At 52.5% G+C, this 18,010-nt stretch carries 12 protein-coding genes; 6 read left to right on the plus strand and 6 right to left on the minus strand.

Annotation, left to right across the window (positions count from 1 at the left end; all coding sequences use genetic code 11):
* Nucleotides 1–260: 260 nt before the first annotated feature.
* Complete coding sequence (locus QZN53_RS12330) at nucleotides 261–4,127, minus strand: DUF3857 domain-containing protein (protein ID WP_163439222.1); 3,867 nt, start codon at nucleotides 4,125–4,127, stop codon at nucleotides 261–263.
* 231 nt (nucleotides 4,128–4,358) lie between these two features.
* On the opposite strand from QZN53_RS12330, the gene QZN53_RS12335 reads away from it, so the two are divergent.
* The 4 genes from QZN53_RS12335 to QZN53_RS12350 all read left to right on the plus strand — a co-directional run bounded on the left by QZN53_RS12335 (nucleotide 4,359) and on the right by QZN53_RS12350 (nucleotide 9,484).
* Nucleotides 4,359–5,153 (plus strand): Rpn family recombination-promoting nuclease/putative transposase, encoded by a 795-nt coding sequence (locus tag QZN53_RS12335; RefSeq protein WP_163439223.1) that lies wholly within the window; start codon nucleotides 4,359–4,361, stop codon nucleotides 5,151–5,153.
* A gap of 86 nt (nucleotides 5,154–5,239) precedes the next feature.
* Entirely contained in the window at nucleotides 5,240–6,487 is a 1,248-nt protein-coding gene (locus QZN53_RS12340; RefSeq protein ID WP_163439224.1) for an FISUMP domain-containing protein, read from the plus strand.
* Nucleotides 6,488–6,998: 511 nt separating this feature from the next.
* Nucleotides 6,999–8,000 carry a type I glyceraldehyde-3-phosphate dehydrogenase gene (gene gap / locus QZN53_RS12345; protein WP_163439225.1) on the plus strand — a complete coding sequence of 334 codons (1,002 nt, stop codon included), beginning with the start codon at nucleotides 6,999–7,001 and terminating at the stop codon, nucleotides 7,998–8,000.
* 140 nt (nucleotides 8,001–8,140) lie between these two features.
* A complete protein-coding gene (locus tag QZN53_RS12350; protein WP_294653402.1) occupies nucleotides 8,141–9,484 on the plus strand; it encodes a hypothetical protein in 1,344 nt (447 codons plus the stop codon).
* A gap of 74 nt (nucleotides 9,485–9,558) precedes the next feature.
* On the opposite strand, the gene putP is transcribed toward QZN53_RS12350, so the two are convergent.
* Nucleotides 9,559–11,100: a sodium/proline symporter PutP gene (gene putP / locus QZN53_RS12355; RefSeq protein WP_163439226.1), complete on the minus strand. Its 1,542-nt coding sequence runs from the start codon at nucleotides 11,098–11,100 to the stop codon at nucleotides 9,559–9,561.
* 193 nt (nucleotides 11,101–11,293) lie between these two features.
* Between putP and tsaA the strand changes: the two genes are divergently transcribed.
* Complete coding sequence (gene tsaA / locus QZN53_RS12360; protein WP_294653405.1) at nucleotides 11,294–12,019, plus strand: tRNA (N6-threonylcarbamoyladenosine(37)-N6)-methyltransferase TrmO; 726 nt, start codon at nucleotides 11,294–11,296, stop codon at nucleotides 12,017–12,019.
* Here the strand turns inward: tsaA and QZN53_RS12365 are convergent.
* A complete protein-coding gene (locus tag QZN53_RS12365) occupies nucleotides 11,997–13,229 on the minus strand; it encodes a sialate O-acetylesterase (protein WP_163439227.1) in 1,233 nt (410 codons plus the stop codon). The genes tsaA and QZN53_RS12365 overlap by 23 nt on opposite strands.
* A gap of 144 nt (nucleotides 13,230–13,373) precedes the next feature.
* Between QZN53_RS12365 and QZN53_RS12370 the strand changes: the two genes are divergently transcribed.
* Nucleotides 13,374–13,910, plus strand: a complete 537-nt coding sequence (locus tag QZN53_RS12370) for a hypothetical protein (protein ID WP_163439228.1) — start codon at nucleotides 13,374–13,376, stop codon at nucleotides 13,908–13,910.
* A 105-nt stretch (nucleotides 13,911–14,015) separates the two neighbouring features.
* Here QZN53_RS12370 and QZN53_RS12375 read toward each other — a convergent pair whose 3' ends face one another.
* From QZN53_RS12375 to QZN53_RS12385, 3 genes are all read right to left on the minus strand, one after another.
* Nucleotides 14,016–16,568 carry a 1,4-beta-glucanase gene (locus tag QZN53_RS12375; protein ID WP_163439229.1) on the minus strand — a complete coding sequence of 851 codons (2,553 nt, stop codon included), beginning with the start codon at nucleotides 16,566–16,568 and terminating at the stop codon, nucleotides 14,016–14,018.
* 136 nt (nucleotides 16,569–16,704) lie between these two features.
* Nucleotides 16,705–17,760 carry a histidine phosphatase family protein gene (locus QZN53_RS12380; RefSeq protein WP_163439230.1) on the minus strand — a complete coding sequence of 352 codons (1,056 nt, stop codon included), beginning with the start codon at nucleotides 17,758–17,760 and terminating at the stop codon, nucleotides 16,705–16,707.
* A 6-nt stretch (nucleotides 17,761–17,766) separates the two neighbouring features.
* Nucleotides 17,767–18,010 (minus strand): hypothetical protein (locus tag QZN53_RS12385; RefSeq protein WP_205428153.1); only part of this gene is annotated, 244 nt, incomplete at its 5' end.

Raw genomic sequence — 18,010 nt, forward strand, 5'->3', positions numbered from 1 at the left:
CGTCGCTAGGAGCGATTCTTTTTAATGTCACACTGATTGCTCTATAAACCTTTTTTGAAAAAACGTTAGTTTTTTCGAATTCGTGTGATATTATATCACACTGATTCGATTTTACTAACGTAAAATCAGATTTGAATATTTTTTTCCCGACAAATGCGTAAGCTGAGTGTCGCGACAATACTTGTATTGTCATGACCGAAGCGAGCATTTGGTACAGGAACGAAGTGACTGTACAATCCGTGTGGCCTATATGGACTTGCTTACTTAATCTCGATCATCGGGCTGGTTTCGCTGAGCAAGTAGGTCCATTCCTCGCGAATCTTGTTGTATTCCGCCGGGTCGGCGTAAAGTGCGAAGGTGGTCCACTTGATGCTGTTCTTGCCGTCGAAATTCTTCTCGTAGCTCACGTAATCCGGGTCGCGATTAAGCGGCTTCGGGCCGGTAATTTTGACTTTTTTGCCGCTCGGGGCGGTAACGCTTAATTTGTATGCAAACTGCGTTTCGTGGGGCATGCGAATCGGGTGGTGGCGCTTCGATACCTTCGGGAGTTTGAACAGGCTGCGTTCCCACACGTTCGGGAAGCGCCCCTTGAGTTCGGAGCCGCCCTGTCCAAAGTAACCCTTCGATGCGTAAGTCACAATCAGGGCCAGCGGCTTGTTGAATTCGGCGAGGTTTTCGATGCGGATGTTTCCGATGCTTACGTCGGGAATGCCCGAGGCGAGGAAGTCTTCCATCAGCTTTTCCTGTTCCTTGGCGTCGCGGCCAAAGAAACGGTTACGCATCACGCTTGCGAACTTGCCCTGCAGCGAAATGGAGTCGCGGAATTCGCAGGCACCGTCGTTTCCGATAAACAGACGGTGTTCAATGCCAATCTGGTGTTCCTGATTGTCTTCGAGAATCGGCGTGGTGACCACGTGGCTGCTGTCGTCGTTGATCACGAGTGCGACCTTGCCTTCCATATCGAGCGGGACGGGGCGATCGTTGCCGGTTTTGTCGGTGGCGTCGACCCAGCGTTCGGTGACTTGACCCTGCGCCGGAATGTAGAGAATCATGTGGTTGAACTGTTGAATCGTCGGGAGACCGGCGAAGCCTTCTTCGGTCAGGTGAATGGCCGTGAGGTAGCTTTTGATGCCGATCGATTCAAGCATTTCCTTGAGCAAGAGCGCCATGTCCTTGCAGTCGCCTTGGTGCTTTTTGAGCGTGACTTCGGCGGTTTGCGGAATCAGACTGTGTCCGCCGAATCGAACGTCGCGGTAGCGGATGTCGTGGCGCACAAAGTTCACGATTGCCTTCACAGCGTTGTCATTTGCCTTGCTGCCGCGGACTTCGCGGGCCTTTTCACGCACGCTCACGGCTTGCTTGAACTGGTGCTTGATCAGGTTCTGGTAATCTTCGCCCACGTTCTTCCATTCCTGCTTGCCGGTGAGCATCAGGCCTGCGCCAAAGTCGCGGTACACGGGCATGTAAAGTTCTTTGCGAATGATGACCGGGTTCTCGATTTTCCATTCGATGCCGCCCTTGATTGCCTTCTTTTCCAGCGGGCCGTATTCTTCGGTCACGAAGCGGGCTGTGTCGGCGTAAATGCGGAAGCTGGACTGGCCTACGGGAACGTCCTTGCTGCTCACGAAGTCGGTGTAGGGGATCATGCCCTTATTTTCGATGTTCGTGCGGCTGAACTGCAGGTAAATAAAGTCACCCGGTTCAAGTTCCTGCAGCGGGAAATGCGCCGTCTGCGATTCGTTTTGGCCGCCGATTTCGGTGGCGTAGGTAATGTAGGCGCCGTTCAGGTTCGCCTTCTGCTTCAGGTTCCAGTTGCTGTCGTAGACTTCGAGGGCGTTCAGGTAAATGCGGTCAAATCCGGGCAAGAAGTCGAAAGTGAATTCGCGATAGATGGCGGCGCCGCGAATGTCGAGGATTTCCATGAGCATTTCGTCGGTGCGGACCCAGTTTGCGCCCTTTTCGGCCTTCAAAGTCTGCTTGTTGTAATGCACGACGGCGGGGAAGTCGCCTTCGGTGCCCTGCTTTTTAGCGGTTTCGCTGAGGAGGCTCTTCAGATTCTTGGTGCGTTCTTCCACAGGCGTAATCGGTTTTTGCAGCGTGCGGTTGTCGGCCTTGCCGAGGAATGCCTTCGTGGCGCTGAGGAAGCTCTTGGCGTCTTCGTTATCGGGCTTGAGGGCTAGAGCCTTGGTGAGCGATTTTTCGGCGTCGCGGTAGTTGCGGCTGTAGAATAGAATCTTGCCCTGCGTGGTCCAAATCTTGTAGTCGTTGCGGTCCTTGGCCAAGGTTTCTTCGCTAATAGCGCGGGCTTCTTCGTAGCGGCCAAGGAACATGAGGGCATCCATCAAGGTGCTGCCCAGTTCCACGCTCATGCCAAAACGGCGGCGCACCTGGTAAAGAATGTCAACGGCTTCGGCGTACTGGTCAAGGCCCATGTAAGTTTTTGCGAGGTAGACGCCCAGGCGGCTACTCGGCTGGGTATCGTAAAGGCGTTGCACGACCACGAGCGACTGGTTGCGCTGACCGAGTCCCCAGAGGGCGTCGCTCAAGTTGATTACGTATTCCGGATTGTTCGGCGTGTAGCGGAGGGCTGCTTCGGCGCATTCGCGGGCGCGGCCGTAGTCGAACAAGGCTTCGTACATTTCGCCCAAAATCGAGAGCAGTTTGCCGTTCTTTTGCACCAGTTCGCGCTGGCTTTCAAAGTGGCTGATGCCCGGGCCGTAAAGTTCCTTCATCTGGTACACGAATCCGCAGTTGATCAGGTACAGCGGTTCTTCGGGATCCATGCGGTTGGCGCGTTCAAAGTAGCTCAACGCTACGAGCGGCTGGTTTTCGAGCAGGCGCAAAATGCCCACCTGGCTCATGATGGCGGCGTTGAATTTAGCTTGCTTCTTGGCGGATTCGGGGTCGGCGGCTGCGTTTTTGACGGCCGGATTTTCGCCCACGGTCAGGCCCTCGATACCGTGCTGCATGACCCTGGCGTATTTCTTCTTGTTCACGCCCTGGGTCCAGCTCACAATCAAGATTCCGCGGCCGTCGTCATAGAAATAGCGGCCTGTGTAGTAGAAGTCAAACTTGTTGACCACGTGAGTCAAGCTAAAGTCCTGCGCGTAGCGGTCGCCGACCTTTTGACGGTGGCTTTCAAGCGTCGGATTATTCGGGTCTACGCCCAGGCGCACGAGCAGCACCTTGAACAAATCCTGCGAATTCACGGCGTCGCTTTCTACAGTCGCGCCGTAAACGAACAGCGAAACGTCCTCGGCCTTGTTGCTGAGCACCAGGTCCGGGTCGTCGTTCTGGCGGGCGATTCCTGTCCAGTGATGCCAGAGGGTGTCCTTCACAGCCCAGGTGTAGCCGAGGGCGGGGGAGTTGAAACTTTGCACGTTGTTCGGCGAAAGTTCCGGGCCTTCGCTTGCAGCAGTTTCGCGCATGCTGAAGTTTGCGAAGAATTCCTTCCATTCGTTCTTGAGTTCGCCCGGCTGGAGCGGCGTGTCGGTGGCAGAAAGGGTGAGCGTGTACACGCGGCTCCCTGCGCCTGTTACAAAGCCGACGGCCTCGTAGGGGCTGTCGTAGCGCTTGCCCGCAACATCAAAGAAGACGCCGGTACCGCCGAAATTTTCTTCGGGATAGGTCTCGGCGAGAGTTGCCTTCTTGCCGCTAGATTCAAAAGCTTGCATCTCCATCTGGGCGCGGTCCATGAGTCGCATGGGTTCGCCCTTGGGGAGTTCGATTTTGACCAGGACCGCGCGGCGTCCTGTGCTGGCGTTGTAAAATTCGTAGGGGACGCCGCTCTCGTGGGCGCTCCCGTCGTCATCGCCCACGAGCGCCCAGTCGCCTGCGCCGCCCTGCGGCAGAATGAAGCTGAAACCGTCAGAACTGAAACTGTTGGCGGTGTTTCTGCGGGCCGATTTGGTGCTCGCGTCCGAATTTACAGTCGAGCTTTCGTCAAAATAGTCGTCGGTATAGCTCCCGGAATTAGCAGCCTGTGAACCTTCGGACTGCGGGTCCGATTCGGTCAGCGGCTTTCCGTTACCGGCGCAAGAAATTAAAGATGCAACAAACAACAGCCCGAACAAGGGGACGCAAAAACTGGGGATACGACCAAATTTTTCAAACAAAGAATTGCTCATGACGACAAAAATAAAAAAACGGAGCGCGCAAGCCCCGCCTTTTCGTAGTCCAAAGTGGAATAACGATTGTATCGTACATTAGGTATTATACAAAAGCAAAAATCTTTTTACGTTGTTCTGCTGCTAAAAAAGGGTGCATTTTTCCCCACTTTTATCAAAACTGGCGTATATAGAATAGATAGGGATACTCTCTATTCGCCAAACGGGGGCGTTCCCGCTGCAAAATGAAAAATGGAAACAAAACGCACTCCTTTTGAACAGTTACCCATCACGGACAGGTTCATGTTTGCAATGGTGTTCAGTCACAAGGAAATCGCCAAGCCCTTCCTCGAAGCGGTGCTTGGCATCAAGATTCACGAGCTTCGGGATCCCGAGCCCGAAAAGACCGTCGACGTAAGCCCATTCTACAAGGGAATCCGCTACGACGTCTTTGTCAAGGAAACGGGGCCGAACGGAGAGACCCTCCGCAGTTTCGATATTGAGATGCAAATGGAGGACAACAAGGAAATCCCCAAGAGGACGCGCTACTATCAGGCTATGTGTGATAGCGAAGCGCTGAACAAGGGTGAGGTTTACTACAATCTGAAGGAACTCTACATCATGTTCCTGTGCCCCGAGGACATTTTCGGGCAGGGGCGCGCCGTGTACAGGTTCAGGAATCTCGAAGTAGACAACCCGAAAATCGAACTGGGCGATCTCTGCTTCAAAAATTTTTATATATTCACTAAGTACCGCGACGTAGCCGAGAAATCAATCAGACAGTATATGGAGTATTTCGCCACAAGGCGACCCAATTCTCCTGAAACAGAAAAAGTCGATCGCTGGGTGAAGTGGTACCAGACGGACAACGAAACGAGGAAACGCTATATGACTTGGCAGCAGGAAATCGATATCGCCGTGGACCTTGAACGTAAGCGTGCAAATGAAGCGGAAAAACGCCTTTGCGAGGCTGAAGCCCGCGCTGACGAAGAAAAGGCTCGTGCGGATAAGTACGAGAAAATGCTTCGCGATCTTGGCAAGTTGTAATTCAATGGCGGTCGAAAGGCCGCCTATTCTATACACAACTTATTTCTATATTTCTCGTGAATTTATTTGAGGTTCGGAGGTCTTCTGTGAAGATTTTTAACGCTTTGCGCAAGCGCATAACAGCATCAGCTCAGCCATGTCAGTCTGCAAGCAGCCTGCCGCGGCATTCGCTTCGCATGTTATTGGCTCTGTCCATTCTCCTAGCCCTGCTCGCAGCATGTGGCGATGAATCAAGTAGCTCCGCTCCCGATCCAGTCGGTGAAATCTCGTCGAGTAGCAATGACGACAACGGTTCTTCGGGTAAAGATAAAGACGCATCTTCGTCTTCACAGAAAGATTCTAAAAAATCCAGTTCTTCTGTAGCGGAAAAGAATTCTTCTAGTTCCGTAAGCGGCAAGAATAGCAGTTCGTCGGTGGTTGAGTCGAGTAGTAGTGGGGAATTGCATATTTGCGATGATGGAGATACGCTCACAAAAGAACGCTCAAAAACGATAACGCACTATATTTGCGATAACAACAACTGGGTTGAAGAATACACAGTTCGTAAAGATTCCCTCGATTCTCTCGCTGCAATCGAGAAAAATAAGGAACACCCCAATTTGGATAGCCTTTTTGCTGGCTACAGCGGGGAATATCTAGAGTTTGAAGATCCTCGAGACGGTCACAAGTACAAGTATGTTGAGTTTATTTGGCACTCCGAGGATGGTAAGGGTAGGGATACCTTCTATGTGATGGCCGAAAACTTGAATTATGGTAAAATGGTATTGGGTGGAACAACAGAATTTGACGACAATGTGACTGAAAAACTATGCTACGTTGATGATGAATGGTTCTGCGACAACCACTTTGGCGGTCTATATACATGGGCCGAGGCTATGAATCTGCCCAAGGTTTGCGATTCTGTTGCCGTGGACAGTAATGACGCGTGCAAGAGTTTTGCAAATGCTGTCAAGAGCGTTAGCGATCCTCGTGTAGTCCGTTGGCAAGGAATTTGCCCGGACGGTTGGCATATTATGAATCAGTACGAATGGGAACACACTACAGAAACATCCGCTGGACTTAAATCTAAGGCCGTATGGACAGAAAAAGCCGGTTTAAATAGTTTTGGTATGTCAATTATTCCGACAGGTGAATTCTTTAATGGAGGCGCGTTTTCTGGTGTTCACGAGAGAATCAGTTTGTGGCTGCCTAACGAATTAAACTATAAAAAATCGCGAATATTATACATGTCGTCTGATTCCTACTCCTTCAAAACAGATATGTATTCTAATGAAAAAAGTGTTTTTAGCCCAGTCCGTTGTGTGATGGATGCTAACAACACCTTAACTCACTAGAATTTAATCACCAAAAATTTTAACAATAAAATTAGGGCGTGAGGGGCATGCCCTAAGGCGGAAGAAGATGAGTCGTTGAGCGAACATTCGAGGCCGAAGGCCGAGGCCTTGTGAGCTTAAAGCCCCATGCGTTAAGCTGGGGCTGTAGCGAGAGCGAGACGTGAGTCGAACGGTCATGTAAGAGCGAGACGAGCACATTTCTGGAGCCGTGGGCAGCGGTAGGCAGATTAAAGCCCGGGGGTTTTAGGGGGCGGAGCCCCTTAGGCGAGAGGGTACTGGAAGCCACGGCTATGGATAGCTTCGTCGCTTTGCTCCTCGCAATGACGTATGCCGGGGCTGCAAGTAGGGGGAGGCGTCCCCCTTCCGACCTCTAGCGGCGGTTTGACCCCCAAAATTGAAAAAAATGCTGAAAAGACCTAGTCCGTTTAGGTAAATTTTTGTATCTTTCCGCCCAAGAACGCACCACCCTATGGTGGGTAGCAATTTCACAATAAAACAAAAGGATCCAATAATGGCTCTCAAACTCGGTATCAATGGTTTCGGTCGTATCGGCCGTATGGTCTTCCGCGCTGCTGTGGAAAACTTCTCCAAGGACATTACTGTTGTCGGTATCAACGACCTTCTCGACGCTGACTACCTCGCTTACATGCTGAAGTATGACTCCGTCCACGGCGCTTTCAACCACGACATCAAGGTGGAAGGCAACTTCCTCATCGTCGATGGCAACAAGATTCAGATCTTCGCCGAAAAGGATCCGTCCGCAATCACTTGGGGTGCCCTCGATGTTGACGTCGTTGTGGAATCCACCGGCTTCTTCCTGACCGAAGAACTCGCTTCTGCTCACCTCAAGGCTGGTGCCAAGAAGGTCATCATGTCTGCTCCGTCCAAGGACGCAACTCCGATGTTCGTCTATGGTGTTAACCACAAGACCTACGCTGGTCAGAAGATCATCTCCAACGCTTCCTGCACCACCAACTGCCTCGCTCCGATCTCCAAGGTTCTCGACGAAAAGTTCGGCATCGTCCGTGGCCTCATGACCACTGTTCACGCTGCAACTGCTACTCAGAAGACCGTTGACGGCCCGTCCAAGAAGGACTGGCGCGGTGGCCGCGGCATTCTCGAAAACATCATCCCGTCTTCTACGGGTGCTGCTAAGGCCGTGGGTAAGGTTCTCCCGCAGCTCAACGGCAAGCTCACCGGTATGTCTATGCGCGTGCCGACTTCTGACGTGTCCGTCGTTGACCTGACTGTCGAACTCAAGAAGGCTTGCACTTACGAAGAAATCTGCGCTGCCATGAAGGAAGCTTCTGAAGGCGAACTCAAGGGCATCCTCGGTTACACCGACGAAGCCGTTGTTTCTACCGACTTCCGCAACTGCCCGAAGACCTCCATCTTCGACGCCAAGGCTGGCATCCAGCTCGACCCGACCTTCGTTAAGGTTGTGTCCTGGTACGATAACGAATGGGGCTACAGCAACAAGGTTTGCGAAATGGCCCGCGTGATCGCCAAGTAAGATTTCTAAACTAGCGTTAGTCGTGCGGACGCCACTTAGTTTTCCGCACTTCCGCTAAGAAACCTTTTAGGAACCCTGCCCAAGCGGCGGGGTTTCCTTTTTTTATTGAAAAGGTGTTTTGGATAAACTATATTTGACGTATGAAAAAGAAATTCCTTGCACTCTTGATTTCGTCGGCGTTTATGTTTGCTGCTTGCGGCGACGATTCCTCTTCCGCTTCGGCAGACCCTTCTTCCGAAGAATCCTCTTCTTCTGTAGAAGAAAACGATGACTCCTCTTCTTCCGAAAAAGGCGACGCCAAGTCTTCTTCTTCCAAGAAGGGCGAAAAGTCCTCGTCTAGCGAAAAATCTTCAGAGAAGTCCTCTTCTTCTGAAAAGTCTTCTGACAAGTCCTCGTCTTCTACTAAGGACGATTCCAAGTCCTCTTCGAGCGAGTCTCCGAAGTCTTCGTCCAGCGAAGCTCCGGAATCCTCCTCTTCTTTAGTAACTCCTGAGGGTACTCGTGTCGCAAAACTCGTCGATTTAGAGAAAAACGTGGAACTCAAGCTGTTCGATCAGACGGTTTACATGTCGACCGGCAGCAAGCAGGGTGTTGTGGCACTCCGCATTCCGAACGAATTGTGGGTAGTTACCTATACGGATTTTGCTAATGGCGTGGTGAACTTTAAGTCAAACAATTCGGGCATGCAGTATAGCAAAACCGATGCCGCCAGCAAGATTGTGGAAAAGGTAAAAGAAGGTTTCAAAATTTCGTTCGTGGTCGATGCTGAGGGTACTGTCATGTACTCCGTAGACGGTTCGGAAGATTACAGCGAAGCGGTAAAGGCCAGCGTTGCCACCCAGAAGGGCAAGGTCTCCAAGGCGGATTCGATTCAGAATAAAAACTATGAATGCGCCGATGGTGATACTACGAGAATCTATAGGTTCTTCGATGGCTCGTATATTTATGAAAGTTCAGTCAACAACAATGTGGTGAGCTGGCATGCTGGCCGCTACGATGTACAGCGTAACACGCTGTTGATGATTCCGTTACACTACGTGGGAAGTATGCAGACGTTATTCGTTCATTCCGTAGGTACCGACAATACCATCTCGAAGACCGATGGGGCTTTGAACTGTACGGTTGAAGGTATCGAGTACGAATACGAAAAAGCCGAGGATTTTGTCGGCGAATGGGTCGCGACTAAAGATGGTGTAGATTGGACGTTTACCTTAAAGGCTGATGGAACCTCCAAGCTGGAAGGTTTCGAAGGTGCTAAGGAAGTCGAATACAAGGCGGGCACTTGGGAAATTTATGGCTACTACATGCTGATTAACAACACTATGTTATTCCGTTCGGGTAGTACGACAAGCATGTATGGGCAACTGCAGACCGGACCGATTGACCCTAAAACGGGCAAGATCAGCGGTTTCTCGTTCATCCATAATGACCCGGATGAGCCGCACATTCCGACCTCGTTCGATGCGCCGGAATACGACGACTAATTTGGGAAGAATCCTTGAAAAATAAAAAGAAGGCCCGCAGATGCGGGCCTTTTGTATATGGAAGACAAGATTGATTAGAGCTTTATGTCGCTCAAGCGAGTGTGTTCCACGGCGTCAAACTCGTCCTGGATTTCCTTGCTGGGGGCCTTGGTCAGGAGACTTACGACAACGATGGTGGCGAAGCTAAGCACAAAGCCCGGCACGAGTTCGTAAATCTGGAAAATTTCGGCGGAGAAGCCGGAGAGGTAGAATTTCCACACGAAGGTGGTGATGCCGCCCACGAGCATACCCGCGATGGCTGCCGGGAGGGTGGTGCGCTTCCAGAAGAGAGCGAGAAGCATGATCGGGCCGAAGGTGGCGCCAAATCCGCCCCAGGCGAAGCTCACGAGGCTCATCACCACATCCAGGAAACTCTTGCCCTGTGCAGCGCCGTTGGCGCTGGGCGCCCCCTGCATGGCGACGATGACCGCGATAACCGTAATGAGCACCACGACGCCGCGGCTCACCCACATGACTTCCTTGTTGCTCGCATTCTTGCGGAACAGGTGCTTGTAGAGGTCGTTACTGAAGGCAGAAGCCGAAACCAGCAGCTGCGAGTCGGCGGTACTCATGATGGCGGCGAGAATGGCGGCCATGAGGATGGCGGCGACAGCCGGGTGGCAGAGCGTCTGGCAAAGAATCATGAAGATGCGTTCCGGGTCGGCGACGGTAATGCCGTTCGCTTCTACGTAGTAGCGACCGAGGATGGCAATCATGATGGCGGCACCGAGGCAGATGGTCACCCAGGTCATGGCGACGCGGCGCGAAAACTTGATGTCTTCGGCGTTCTTGATGCTCATGAAACGTACCAGAATGTGCGGCATGCCAAAATAGCCGAGGCCCCAGGCGAGGCTAGAAATCAAGGCGATAAGCCCGATAGATTTGCCGGTGGTGGCGTTGGTGAACAGGCTCAACAGGTAGGGGTTCTGTGCGTTCACGGCGTCCATGGTCGCAGCAAAACCGCCCGAACCGGTCATGATAATCGAGGGGATGGCGATGACGGCGATAAGCATCATGGTTGCCTGGATAAAGTCAGTCCAGCACACGGCAAAGAAGCCGCCCATGAAGGTGTAGCTCACCACGACGACCGCACCGATGATAAGGCCCGTGGTGTAGTCCATGCCGAAGATGGTGCCGAAGAGTTTGGCGCTTGCGACAAAGCCCGAAACCGTGTAGAACAGGAAGAACGCGAGAATGAAGATGGAGGCGATAACGCGGATGATTCCCTTGTTGTCGCGGAAGCGGTTCGCAAAGAAGTCGGGCAGCGTGATGGAGTCGCCGCAGAAGTGGCTGTACTTGCGGAGCCTGCGACCCACGATTTTCCAGTTGAAGTAGGTGCCGATCACGAGACCGATACCGATCCACGCTTCGGAAAACCCGCTCACGAAGATAGCGCCCGGGAGGCCCATCAAAAGCCAGCCGCTCATGTCGGAGGCCTGGGCGGACATGGCCACGACCCACTTGTTCATGCCGCGGTTGCCCAGGTAGTAGGCATTCAGGCTGTTTGCTTTTTTAGAGAAGTAAAAGCCGATGCCAAGCATCATTAAGAGGTATAGAATGAAAACGGTTAAGACCATTTTTTAACTCCTTTTTTTTGGATAAAAAAATAGTTAAAAAATTCATTTAATAATGCGGGAGGGAACCCTGCTCGGAGTTGCGAAGGCCGCGCGGTTCCCTCCCTGCACCCACCCTTTCCCTGGCCGACGCTGTATTTTCTTGCAGAGTGTACACTTTTGAGAAGTTTGTAGTGATTTTACTATTACTATATATATGCTTGTGAAAGAAATAAATGAATTGAACATAAAAGTTGTTGCGAGGATTCGGAGTGATTTTCCGGACAAATTCGGAATTCCGCGGCAGAGCGGGCTTTTGAAGAATTTGCGCTCGACGATTGTCTTTGAGCCGGAATTTCGGGTTGCCGACGCTTTGCGTGGGCTGGAAGGCTTTAGTCACTTGTGGCTCTTGTGGATTTTTTCGGAAAACGTGCGCGATACTTGGAAGCCGACCGTCCGCCCGCCCCGTCTCGGTGGCAATACGAGGCTCGGCGTGTTTGCGACTCGCAGTAGCTTTAGGCCGAATCCGATTGCCATGAGCTGCGTGAAAATCGAAAAAATCAACTTGACGGGGGAGGGGGCGCCCTCCATCGAGGTGAGCGGAGCTGACCTGATGGACGGCACGCCCATTGTAGACATCAAGCCCTACTTGCCTTATGCGGATTCTATTCCCGAGGCGACCGGTGGTTTTGCCGAAGCAGTGCGCTTTAAAAAGCTTGAAGTCGATTTCGCTGATGGAATTTTCGCACCAGGCTCCGCCGCCGCCGCTTTCCCCGCAGAAAAAAAGGCAGCTCTTGTGGAGCTGCTTTCCGAAGACCCGCGGCCCGCGTACCAAAGGTCCGCCGACCGCATTTACGGCATCAGGTTCGCCGGCTTCGAAATCAAGTTTCAAGTGCAGGGCGACCACCTGACGGTCGTCGCTATTTTACCATTACAGCCTTAACGGCCTTGAATCCCTCGCCCTGGGCACTTACTACGTAGCGCCCGGCCGGGAGTCTGCCCTCAAGCATCAAAGTGTTGGTTCCGGCGTAGTTGCCGCTCAAATCCAGCACTTCCTTGCCGAGGCTAGAGTAAACCTTGACGGTGAGCTGCGTTGCCTTGGCAAGGCTCAACTGCACGTTGCCGGCTTTGTTCACCGAAAGAGAGCCGCCTACAAAGTGTTCCACCTGCGCAATGCCCGTACCAGCATCCGACGACGATTCCGGCGCCGTGCCCGAGCTAGAGGCGATGCTTGCGCTTGAGGCGACGCTCGAAGAGCTGGCTGCTTCGCTGCTGCTGGATTCGGCCACGCTACTGCTCGATTCTTCGGCGACAGGTTTGAGGTTGTCGCCTAACACTTCGATCATCTTTTCAGCGTAACGCTTACCGAAGTCGCGGTATTCCTGCGAGGTAAAGTGCACGTTCTGGCCATCGCCCAAAGCCTGGTTGAACCCTTCGGAAGACACCACGTAGAAGTTCTTGGACTGCTGCGGGAGCTTTGCGATGTTGTTGTTCGCGCCGGCACTCACACCGCTGCGCAGCACTTCGCCCGCAAGGAACGGAATGTCGTTTTCGAGGCCTAAATCCTTGATAATGTTGTCGTAGACCTTCTTGACCGCAGAAGGCCAATTGCCGTCACCGGCATCGGTTTCGCCCTGGTGGAAGATAATGCCCTTGATGACACCGTCTTCTTGAGCCTTCTTGGCCATCTCAATCAGGCGACCATAAGGGTTGCCGCCATAATCGTTAATGCGCTGGGTCATCCAGCTCTGCTGTGTTCTAGCATAATTTGCGTAGGAGTCCTTGTCGAACAGCTTGATGCTGCATCCTGCAACAGCCACCACGATGACGCCCACCTTGATCTGGGTGTCCGTCTTTTCGACCATAGTACGACCAAAATAGTCCGTGGGGCCAAGCTTTGCACCTTGGCAGTGCGCCAACGGAGGCACGGCAGTAGACCATTTGCCCTTAGTCTTCCCGGAACAGGAGCCGTTATCGGCCGCCCAGAGAACCTGGAATCGGTCGTCGACAGACTTGTCTTGTTGTCCGATATCGCCCTGGCCTTCCATATTGGACTGGCCAAAGGCCAAGTAAATATGGAAATTCGGGTCCGGTGCGGCGTTTACTTGAGAAAGAGCCATTGCGAATGCTGCTCCCAAAAGAATTTTTTTCATAATATACTCCAAACAACGGGGGAAAAATTTCCCTCAACCTAAAAATAACCCATTATTATGGATTCATAATAATTGTAAACTTTAATATGTTGTTGATTTTTACAACAAGAATTACTTATATTCAAGGAAAAACGAGGAAATTCTATGAAAAAGATGTATTTGGTTCCGTTCGCTGCCGCCCTGGCTTTGGCTACTTTTACGGCTTGCGGTGATTCTTCTTCTGACCCGAAACCGTCTAAGGCCGAAGAATGCTCCAAGGGCTTGACCTCCGAATGCTTGGTGGGGTCTTGGTCTTTGGTTGGCATTGCCAATGCGGCTAACAACAATGAAATTATCCCTAATTTTGATTATGCCGCAGGCCCCGGCAAGTTGATTTTCACTGAAGACGGCAAATTCGAATTTGACCTGCCCACGACAAATCTCGGTAACAGCCCTCTCTTGAATCCGCTTGATTACCCGGTTTATGGTGATTGGAAGATTGAGGGCAATGCTGTCAAGCTCCATTCTATGAGTACGGCCTTGTTCAAGACTCGAGTTGAAGTCGCTCCGATTATCACCATGGATGCCGCTACCGTCAAGATGACTTTTGGCGCGGGCACTCTTTGGCTTATGGAAAATGCGACCGACGAAGTGAGCATCAAGGCTAACGCAACGGAAGTCTATACCATTAGCGCTCAATAGCTTTTTTTGCAGGTTTTAGCCTGTAAAACGAATTGAAATACAAAAATCCCCGACAATGAATTGCCGGGGATTTTTGTGTGTATTTGGGTTTTATGGAGAAGTTTCTTATCGAAGCGTGATTGCCTTATGGTTGAGCGTCTTGCCGCTAGCATCCTTGAGGCGGGCCAGGTACTTGCCCACGGGGAGTCTGTTCAGGCTGACCACGTTTTCGCTTTCGAGGTTGGAGCTCAAGGCGAGCTTGCCGTTGGCGGCATAGATTTCGACCTTGCTGCCGGCCGGGGCGCTCACGTGCAGGTTGCGCTTTTCGAGCTGCATGAAGGTGCTAGCCGTAACGTTCACGCGGTTAAGCTTGGTAATGAATTCCGTGCCTTCGGGGGCGCCTACGATGGTGCCGCGGCCGACTGTGCTCATGTACACGACACCGAAGGTGTTCATGTCGCCCTGCACGAAGTTGCCGTTGCCCGGGCCGCCGAACTGGTGCATGTCATCATTCACGCGTTCAAAGGTCTTGCACTTGTCGGTGCTGCGGTAAATGCCGATCGGGTCGCCGGATTTTGCTGCACCCCAGATAAAGATGGTTTCGTAGTCGCTGCCTTCCTTGGCCTTGCCGATACCGACCGCGATTGCGGTCGAGGCACCTTCGCAGTGGTTCCAGCTCTTGCCGCCGTTTTCGGAGTAGGCGAGACCGTTTTCGCTAAAGCCTTTGGGGAGCCAGACTTGGGCCTGGTCCACAGGTACCCACAGGTGGCCTTCTCTGCCTGGAACGGTGCGGATGAGTCCGCCGCCGTTGTAGTAAACGCCTTCCTGTTCGTTCTGCAGGCGTGCTTCGGATTCAGCAAAGGTCTTGCCGCCATCAGTCGATTTGTAGAGCGAGCCCATGCCGCCCATCACGTAGAACACGTCGGGGTTCACGGGGTCTGCGACAATGCGGGAATAGTTCGTCTGGGTGCCGGTTTCAACAGCGGTCCAGGTGGCGCCATTGTCGGCAGAACGGTAAACGGTGGCGCCCTGGTCGGGGCGGTGCAGCATCACCTTGCCGTCGGCAGAGAGCACGACCAAACCCTTCGGGCCCTTCAGAGTCGTCTTCACGCTGTCCCAGGTGGCGCCCATGTCGTCGGAGCGGTACATCACGTTAAAGTTCTGGGAGTCGTACTGGCCGTACACGGTAATCACGCCGGTACGCAGCAGGCTTCCGGTCAGCGGGGCGTAGCCCATGCTTTCGGTGGTGCCGATAATCGGGGTGTGGCGCTTGGTGCTGGTATTGATGTTGGCATAAGCGGCGCCGTCGTAGTCACCGATGGCGGTCACAAGCGGTCCGTTCGGAATGCTCACGATATCGAGCGGAACCGTTTCTTCGATACCCTTCGACATGAACTTCCATACGGGAACCTTGGCCGAAATATCTTCGGTCATAAAGATGCCGTTACCGCTGGTGACCCAGGCTTCCTTGCTGTTGAATGGGTTGATTTCCAGAGAGCCTGCCCAGTGGATGGCGTTGCCCGGAATCCAGGCGGTACCGTTTGCGTCAATGTTCGGAATGTCGTTGTAATGCTGGCCGTGAATCCAGGTCTTGCCGCCGTCGGTCGTGGTGTAGATGCGGTCGCCGTAGTTGTCCTTTTCGTCAATCGTCACGTGGCGTCCGGTGTACTTGCCGAGGGTCGAAATCACGATATGGTTCTTGTCGGTCGGGTCAATGGCCACGCCGCCGTATGAACTCTTGTCCTTTTCGTAGCTCTTGGTGGTGCTGCCTTCGTGTTCCACGGAATCGCTGGGGGTCAGGTCGGTCCAGGTACCGCCGGCAATGTTATACTTGTAGAATCCGCCGCTGGCGATGTTGTAGGGGCCGGGGCCGTCGGCAAAGGTCACGTACATGTCGCCATCGACAATCTTTGCGCGGTGGGGCATGAGTCCGGTGGGAACTCCCTTGACCACTTCCCAAGTGGCGCCGCCGTCGTGGCTCACCTGCAAGTTGTCCTTGGTTTCAGAGGTACCGATGTAGATTGTGGCGGTGCTGCCGTCGGCGAGCTTGCCCTGAGCCGGGTCGAACATCACGAAGCTCACGCCGTTGACGCCGTTCAGGCTGCTTTCAGTGGCACTAGAAAGGGCGACCTTGTAAAGGCTTGTCCAGGTCTTACCGTAGTCGGTACTCTTGTACACGCCCTTGGTGCGGCTACCGCAAAGAACGATGTTTCCCATGTTCGGGTCTACGGCCAGCTTTTCGCCGGTCTGGCGACCCATACCGTTACCGTGGGCGAGCATTTCCACGTAGGTCGTGTCCCAGGATTCGCCGTAGTTTTCGCTGCGGAGCACGGCGGTGCGGCCCTTGCTAAAGTAGCCCGTACCTGCAAGCACGTAAATGCGCTTGGGGTCGTTCGGGTCGAGTGCAAAGGCTTCGGTACCGTAAAGGCCCACATCGTTCTGGTCAATCCAGTCCATCAGCGGGATCCAATTCTTCTTTTCAAAGTCAAAACGGTAAATACCGCCCACATCGGTGCGGGCGTACAGCAAATTCTTGGCTGTCGGGTGGAAAATCACGGCAGAAACGAATCCGCCTCCATCAAAACGGACGTTTCCCCAGTTGTATTTTTCTGCATTTGCTGCGGTCGCGAGCATTCCCACGCCCAGGGCGACCGTCAAAAACTTCATTTTACCAAACATGCCATCTCCGTTAATTTTCGCCGGGTACAATCCGGCCTCTGTTTTCTAGAAAATACCTAAAAAACAGAAAAAGCGGCTAAAAAAGCCGCTTTGCATTCATAATTATGTTTATGGGTTCTCAACAGATGTAAACGGATTATCGCGTTCCCGTTTCGCCACCCTTGACTGCCACAAATCGGATTTCGTTCTTGTCGTTTATGATAATGCCCACGCCGGCAAGGTATTCGAGCCAGTTGTAGGTCCTGTGCAAGATGATGTCGATTTTCTTGTCGGTGGCGTAAGCGGCGAGCGGAACGATTACCTGGTCGTGCGAGGCGACCACCGTGAATTTCGGCATCTCGGCATAATCCTTGACCAAGAAGGTGTGGATCAGTTCTTCACTGCGTTCGGCCAGGTCATAGAATACGTCAGAATATTCGCCGTCATAGACCCATTTGGTGTACATGACGTTGATGTTTCTGATAGAATCGCGCTGCACATAGAAGTCGCGGCGTTCCTTGTCCTTCATGTACCAACCGTCAGCAAGCTGAGGAATCGTGTCGGCCTGGAAATTGAGGACGGTGGAGTCCGGCAACATCTGGGCTTCGCCGCGGCCAAGAGCGACGTTCAATACCGTCTGGTAAGTGCGTACAAAACCGGAATGAACATAGGCGAATTTTTCGGGGCCAATCAATTTTGCGCCCATGGCCTGGGCTTCCAAAGCGCCATCTTCGGTCAGCTGGGATTCTCTTTCGATACTTGCTTCGCGTTGACCATGGCGGATAAAGAATACGACCTTTTCGTTACATTGGGTAGCCCTGTAGACATCGCCAACATCGATAAATTCATCTTGCGGGTAAGTGACCGGAACAGGAACTTCACCTTCGGCGCAGCCGCTGGACATTGTAGGCTGGGTCGTGGTGGTGTCTGTCGGCTGGGGCAGGGTCGTGTCTGCGGGCGGATTAACGACCGTTGTAGTGGTATCGCCGGTTTCAGGATTGATAACCGGGTCCGTTATAATGGCCGGGTTGGTCGTTGCGGAATCGCTCGGAGTGACTACCGGCTGGTCGGGGTCGGGCTGCTGTGGGTTCCCCTGTGAGGGGTCCGTTCCGATAGGAGCCGGATCAACAGGGGAATTCGAAGAACTGGATTCGGAGCAGGCCGTGAAAATTGCTATGGCGGTTAGTGCTGCGAGAAAAAAAGGTTTTTTCATAAAAAATCATAAAAAAGTTTGGCCGGAAAGGAAAATATTTGTACCTTTGCGGCCGAAAAGCATGTATTGCGCTGGCTTTAATGCTAACAATGCACTGATAGAGAAGTACTTACCTTCAACTTGGAAGCAGTAAGGGTGTCTTTTTAAGTGTTTTTTGTAGCGTTTCGACGGCGTGAGAGTGCTTAAAAAGAAATAGAATTCATTTATATTTTTATTTAAATTTTTAAATTGAAATGCCAGGATTAATTGG

Source organism: uncultured Fibrobacter sp. (assembly GCF_900316465.1).
Lineage (GTDB): Bacteria > Fibrobacterota > Fibrobacteria > Fibrobacterales > Fibrobacteraceae > Fibrobacter.